Source organism: Microbacterium sp. ISL-103, assembly GCF_018613995.1.
GTDB lineage: Bacteria > Actinomycetota > Actinomycetes > Actinomycetales > Microbacteriaceae > Microbacterium.
In genome coordinates, this window is the sequence record NZ_JAGGPD010000232.1 from 1 (window position 1) to 6,089 (window position 6,089).

The following is a 6,089-nucleotide window of genomic DNA, read 5'->3' on the forward strand; positions in this document are numbered from 1 at the left end:
TGCTGCGGAGGATGCTCCTGCCGCGGAGGAGAAGCCCGCAGAGGAGCCCGAGGCGTCGAAGCCCCTCACCGCGGTCTCACTGGGGCTGCTTCCCGAGGTGTTCGTCTCGCAGGTGTCGACGCAGCTGCACTTCTACGCACCCGAGGTCCTGCCGCTTCCGGCTCGTCCCGGCCGTGAGCGCGTGTTCGACCGCATCGCCGATCGCGAGCAGGACGAACCTGCCGGTCGCCGTGGACGTCGCCGTCGTGGTGGCTCCGAGGATCTGGACCAGCGCGACCAGCGTGACCAGCGCGAGTCCCGTGACCAGCGCGACGAGCCGCGTCAGCCTCGCCAGCGCGTCGTCGAGTACATCACCGAGCCGAAGGCCATCAAGGGGTCCACGCGCCTCGAGGCGAAGAAGCAGCGTCGTCGCGACGGACGAGATGCGGGTCGTCGTCGCCCGGTCGTGACCGAGGCGGAGTTCCTCGCGCGCCGTGAGTCCGTCGACCGCAAGATGGTCGTGCGCTCGAAGAACGGACGCACGCAGATCGGCGTCCTCGAAGACGGCGTGCTCGTCGAGCACTATGTCGCGCGCAACCAGGACGCATCGCTCATCGGCAACGTCTACCTCGGTCGTGTGCAGAACGTCCTGCCCAGCATGGAAGCCGCGTTCGTCGACATCGGTCGCGGTCGCAACGCGGTGCTCTACTCCGGTGAGGTCGACTGGGACGGTGTCGAGACCGGCAACCAGCCGCGTCGTATCGAGCTCGCCCTCAAGGCAGGCGATCGCGTTCTCGTGCAGGTCACGAAGGACCCGGTGGGCCACAAGGGCGCCCGCCTCACCAGCCAGATCTCGCTTCCCGGCCGATACCTCGTCTACGTGCCCGGCGGATCCATGAACGGCATCAGCCGCAAGCTGCCCGACAACGAGCGCACGCGTCTCAAGCGCATCCTGAAGGAGGTCCTGCCCGAGTCCTCCGGCGTGATCGTCCGCACGGCGGCCGAGGGCGCGACCGAAGATCAGCTCACGCGCGACGTCCAGCGCCTCACCTCGCAGTGGGAGCACATCCGCAAGCAGGTCGAGAACCAGCAGGCGCCCGCGCTGCTGCACGCCGAGCCTGACCTCCTGGTCAAGATCGTCCGTGATGTCTTCAACGAGGACTTCACGAAGATGCTGATCCAGGGTGAGGAAGCTCAGCGCACGATCCGCGCCTACCTCGAGAGCGTCGCTCCCGACCTTCTCGAGCGTGTCGAGTCCTACGAGGACGAGAGCGACCCGTTCGATGCCTTCCGCATCACCGAGCAGATCGAGAAGGCTCTCGACCGCAAGGTGTGGCTGCCCTCGGGCGGTTCGCTGGGCATCGATCGCACCGAGGCGATGACGGTCGTCGACGTCAACACCGGCAAGTTCGTCGGCTCGGGTGGAAACCTCGAGGAGACGGTCACCAAGAACAACCTCGAGGCGGCGGAGGAGATCGTCCGCCAGCTGCGACTGCGCGACATCGGCGGCATCATCGTCGTGGACTTCATCGACATGGTGCTCGAGTCCAACCGCGACCTCGTGCTACGGCGCCTGATCGAGTGCCTCAGCCGTGACCGGACCAAGCACCAGGTGGCCGAGGTCACCTCTCTCGGCCTCGTGCAGATGACGCGTAAGAAGCTGGGTCTCGGCCTGCTCGAGACGTTCAGCGAGGCGTGCGACGTGTGCGCAGGACGCGGCGTCATCGTGCACCACGATCCGGTCGTGAAGCACCGCTCCAGCAGCAACGGCAACGGGAACGGCAACGGGAACTCCCCGTCCAACCGCCGCCAGCGCGGAGGCGGCAACCAGGCTCAGAACTCCGCTCCGGCCGCGGTCGCCACTCACAGCATCCCCGAGGGAGCGAAGTCCGCCCTCGCGCAGATCGCGGCGTCAACCCGTGTTCCGAACGCCGAGGAGGCGCCGGAGACGGTCGCCCCCGCCATCGAGCCGACGGATGCACCTGCGACGCAGGAGCGCGCCAAGAAGCCGCGGAAGAAGCGTGGGTCCGACCGCAGCAAGTCGCCCAAGTCGCCTGCGGAGGCACTGCTCGACTCGGTGCTCGACGCTCTTCCCGAGCCGAAGGCGCCCGGTCAGGGTCGCGGTCGTCGCCGCGTCTCGACGGCTGCCCTCACCGGCACCCCCGTCTCGGTGAACTCCGAGCCCTCAGCGCCGGTCGCGGGCGGGGACGCGCAGTCCTGAGGCGATCAGTCGCCTGACCAGCTCCTTGCCGCCGACGTGTTCCGCGCCGGCGGCGAGGAGTCGGGGGATGAGCTCCTCAGGCACGTCGTAGTGGTCGAGGTCGAAGGCGCGCGCAGGCACGTCGTGTGCACTCGCGAAGGCGTGCAGCTCCTGCAGGTTGTCGTCGCTGACGAGATGAGCCCACAGGCGCCCGTGTGCCGGCCAGAGGGGTTCATCGACGAGAACGGTCATCTCGTCAGCCTATGGCCGGACACACCGGGCGGCACGTTTTGCCACAGTGTCCGGCATCCGGTAAAGTAGTCCCTTGGTGCGTATGCCGCGTCGTCCTGGACGGTCGGAGCGGAGAGTCTTGCGTTCGTGCCCGTCGCCCAGCGATGCATGCAAGCAACAGTCTTCCCGTGAGATCTCGGAGCCGCGAGCTCCCCAACGAAACAGGTATGAAGTGGTTTACGCAGTAGTGCGCGCCGGTGGGCGGCAGGAGAAGGTCGAGGTCGGCACGATCGTTCAGCTCGACCGTGTCAAGGCTGCCCAGGGCGAGAAGATCGAGCTGGCCGCAGTGCTGCTCGTCGACGGCGCCACGGTGACCACCGACGCTGATTCGCTGGCGAAGGTCAAGGTCACGGCAGAGGTCATCGGCAACCTCCGCGGCCCGAAGATCATCATCCAGAAGTACAAGAACAAGACCGGCTACAAGAAGCGCCAGGGCCACCGTCAGGAGCTCACGCGCGTCAAGATCACCGGCATCAAGTAAGACCGAGGAGACCAGGACATGGCACATAAAAAGGGCGCAAGCTCCACCCGTAACGGTCGTGACTCCAACGCTCAGCGGCTTGGCGTCAAGCGCTTCGGAGGACAGCAGGTTCTCGCCGGCGAGATCATCGTCCGCCAGCGTGGCACGCACTTCCACCCCGGTGTGAACGTCGGCCGTGGTGGCGACGACACGCTGTTCGCTCTGGCCGCCGGTGCGGTCCAGTTCGGCGCGAAGGGCGGCCGCAAGGTCGTCAACATCGTCGCCGCTGCTGAGTGATCACAGCACGACAGTAGACATCCGATTCGGGGCGGGCTTCGGCCCGCCCCGAATTTGCGTTCCAGGCCGGATCGCTGATCCGGGCCGAATTCTTTATCAAGGAGAGAGACATGGTCAGTTTCGTCGACACCGTGACGCTGCACTTGCGCGCGGGTAAGGGCGGCAACGGCTGTGTCTCGGTGCACCGCGAGAAGTTCAAGCCGCTGGGCGGCCCGGACGGCGGCAACGGCGGTGACGGCGGCGATATCGTGCTCGTCGCCGACACGCAGACCGGCACGCTCCTCTCGTACCACCACTCTCCGCATCGGAGCTCAGGCAACGGCGGTCCCGGTATGGGAGACCACCGCGCCGGATTCATGGGCGAAGACCTCGAGCTGCCGGTCCCGGTCGGCACCGTGGTGAAGAACCCGGCCGGCGAGGTGCTGATCGACATGATCGTGCCCGGCGAGCGTTTCGTCATCGCCAAGGGCGGTCACGGCGGTCTCGGCAACGCGGCTCTCGCCACGCCCAAGCGCAAGGCCCCCGGCTTCGCGCTGCTCGGCACGCCGGGAGTCGAGGGCGATGTCGTCCTCGAGCTCAAGACGGTCGCCGATGTCGCCCTGGTGGGCTACCCGTCGGCAGGCAAGTCCAGCCTCATCGGTGCGATCTCGGCCGCTCGGCCCAAGATCGCCGATTACCCGTTCACCACGCTGCACCCGAACCTCGGTGTCGTGCAGGCGGGGGACTCGCGCTACACGGTGGCCGATGTTCCCGGACTGATCGAAGGGGCGAGCGAGGGACGCGGTCTCGGACTCGAGTTCCTCCGCCACGTCGAGCGCTGCACCGCTCTTCTGCACGTGCTCGACTGCGCGACCCTCGAGCCGGGCCGCGATCCGGTCTCCGACCTTGACGTCATCCTCGGCGAGCTCGCGGCCTACGAGGTCCCCGAGGGGCAGACGCCGTTGCTCGACCGCCNNGAACAAGATCGATGTGCCCGAGGCGCGCGACCTCGCCGACCTCGTGCGGCCGGATCTCGAGGCCCGTGGCTTCCGCGTGTTCGACATCTCGACCATCTCGCACGAGGGGCTGCGTCCGCTGACCTTCGCGCTGGGCGAGATCGTCGATCGGCATCGCGCCGAGCTGGCCGCGACCGAGGTTCCGCGCGAGCGTGTCATCCTGCGCCCGCGGGGTCCGAAGAAGGGCTTCGAGATCCGCGTCGAGGGCGGCACCTACGGCAACGTCTACCGCATCCTCGGCGAGAAGCCGGTGCGCTGGGTGCAGCAGACCGACTTCCAGAACGAAGAGGCAGTGGGCTTCCTGGCCGACCGTCTCGAGAAGCTGGGCGTCGAAGACGAGCTGTTCCGCCTCGGTGCGGTGCAGGGATCCACGGTCGTGATCGGAGAGGGCGACAGCATCGTCTTCGACTGGGAGCCGACCATGACCTCTGCCGCCGAACTCATGGCGGCGCCCCGAGGCACCGACCCGCGTCTGGCCCCGAACGCCCGCCGCACCACCTCCGAGCGTCGTGAGACCTACTACGAGCGCATGGATGCCAAGGCCGAGGCTCGCGCCGAGGTCGAGGCTCAGCGACTCGCGGCGTACCGCGAGGAAGGCGAGTGACCGCGCACTCCAGGGCGGATCTCGCCACTGCCTCGCGCATCGTCGTGAAGGTGGGATCCTCCTCCATCAGCGGTGAGTCCTCCTGGCGCATCCCGGTGCTCGTGGAGGCACTCGCTGCCGCTCACGCCCGTGGGGCCGAGGTCGTGCTCGTCTCGTCGGGAGCGATCGCCACCGGCATCCCGTTCCTGCGCCTCGACGCGCGGCCCACCGATCTCGCCACGCAGCAGGCGGCAGCCGCGGTGGGGCAGAACATCCTCGTCTACCGGTACCAGGAGTCGCTGCGACCGTTCGACATCGTCGCCGGCCAGGTTCTGCTGACGACCGGAGATCTCGAGAATCCGACCTCCCGCAGCAACGCCCGTCGCGCGATGGAGCGTCTGATGGGACTGCGCATCCTGCCGATCGTCAACGAGAACGACACCGTGGCGACGCAGGAGATCCGCTTCGGCGACAACGACCGCCTCGGCGCACTCGTCGCACAGCTCATCGAGGCCGACGCGCTCGTGCTGCTCAGCGACATCGAATCGCTCTACACGAAGCCGCCGTCCGACCCGACGGCAGAGCCGATTGACATCGTCGCTCCGGACGCCGACCTGTCCGGTCTGGAGTTCGGCTCCACAGTCGTCAACAGCGTCGGCACCGGGGGAGCGGCGACCAAGGTCTCGGCCGCGCGCCTCGCCGCGGCATCCGGCATCGGCGTGCTGGTCACGAGCGCGGATCTCGTCGACAAGGCTCTGGCGGGAGCCGAAATAGGAACCTGGTTCGAGCCCGCTCGCTCGTAGACTGGGCGGATGACCGACCAGTCCCCGCAGGTGCGCCTGGAGCGCGCCAAAGAGGCATCCCGTGCGACCGCCGCGCTCACCAGCGACGACAAGGCGCGCGCGCTCGAGGCGATCGCCGTCGCTCTCGAGCAGAACGCCGCGACGATCATCGAGGCCAACGCCCGCGACATCGCCCGGGGTCAGGCAGACGGCATCGGCGATTCGCTGATCGACCGTCTGCGGCTCGATGAGAAGCGTGTCGGAGCTCTGGCATCAGCGGTCCGTGAGGTCGCCGCGCTGCCCGACCCGGTGGGGCGGGTTGTGGGCGGACACCGGATGCCGAACGGTGTGGCGCTCGAGCAGGTGCGCGTGCCGTTCGGGGTGGTCGGAGCGATCTACGAGGCTCGTCCGAACGTCACGGTCGATATCGCGGCGCTCGCGCTGCGGTCGGGAAATTCCGTGGTGCTGCGCGGAGGCAGCGCCGCGCGCGATTCCAACACGG

At 67.9% G+C, this 6,089-nt stretch carries 5 protein-coding genes and 2 pseudogenes; 6 read left to right on the top strand and 1 reads right to left on the bottom strand.

Annotation, left to right across the window (positions count from 1 at the left end):
- The coding region (locus J7E68_RS09530; protein ID WP_251048835.1) for an Rne/Rng family ribonuclease at positions 1-2,200 on the top strand (2,200 nt) is incomplete at its 5' end.
- On the opposite strand, the gene J7E68_RS09535 is transcribed toward J7E68_RS09530, so the two are convergent.
- Positions 2,165-2,431, bottom strand: coding sequence for a DUF4031 domain-containing protein (locus J7E68_RS09535; protein ID WP_215172036.1), 267 nt, complete (start codon positions 2,429-2,431; stop codon positions 2,165-2,167). The genes J7E68_RS09530 and J7E68_RS09535 overlap by 36 nt on opposite strands.
- A 211-nt stretch (positions 2,432-2,642) precedes the next feature.
- Between J7E68_RS09535 and rplU the strand changes: the two genes are divergently transcribed.
- From rplU to J7E68_RS09560, 5 genes and pseudogenes are all read left to right on the top strand, one after another.
- Positions 2,643-2,951 carry a 50S ribosomal protein L21 gene (rplU, locus tag J7E68_RS09540; RefSeq protein ID WP_028501602.1) on the top strand — a complete coding sequence of 103 codons (309 nt, stop codon included), beginning with the start codon at positions 2,643-2,645 and terminating at the stop codon, positions 2,949-2,951.
- A gap of 18 nt (positions 2,952-2,969) precedes the next feature.
- Positions 2,970-3,227, top strand: coding sequence for a 50S ribosomal protein L27 (gene rpmA / locus J7E68_RS09545; RefSeq protein ID WP_028501603.1), 258 nt, complete (start codon positions 2,970-2,972; stop codon positions 3,225-3,227).
- A gap of 110 nt (positions 3,228-3,337) precedes the next feature.
- Positions 3,338-4,826, top strand: a pseudogene (gene obgE, locus J7E68_RS09550) (GTPase ObgE).
- Complete coding sequence (gene proB / locus J7E68_RS09555; protein ID WP_215172037.1) at positions 4,823-5,608, top strand: glutamate 5-kinase; 786 nt, start codon at positions 4,823-4,825, stop codon at positions 5,606-5,608. The pseudogene obgE and the gene proB overlap by 4 nt, the downstream one beginning before the upstream one ends.
- Before the next feature lie 9 nt (positions 5,609-5,617).
- A pseudogene (locus J7E68_RS09560) lies at positions 5,618-6,089 on the top strand (gamma-glutamyl-phosphate reductase); the annotation flags it as partial.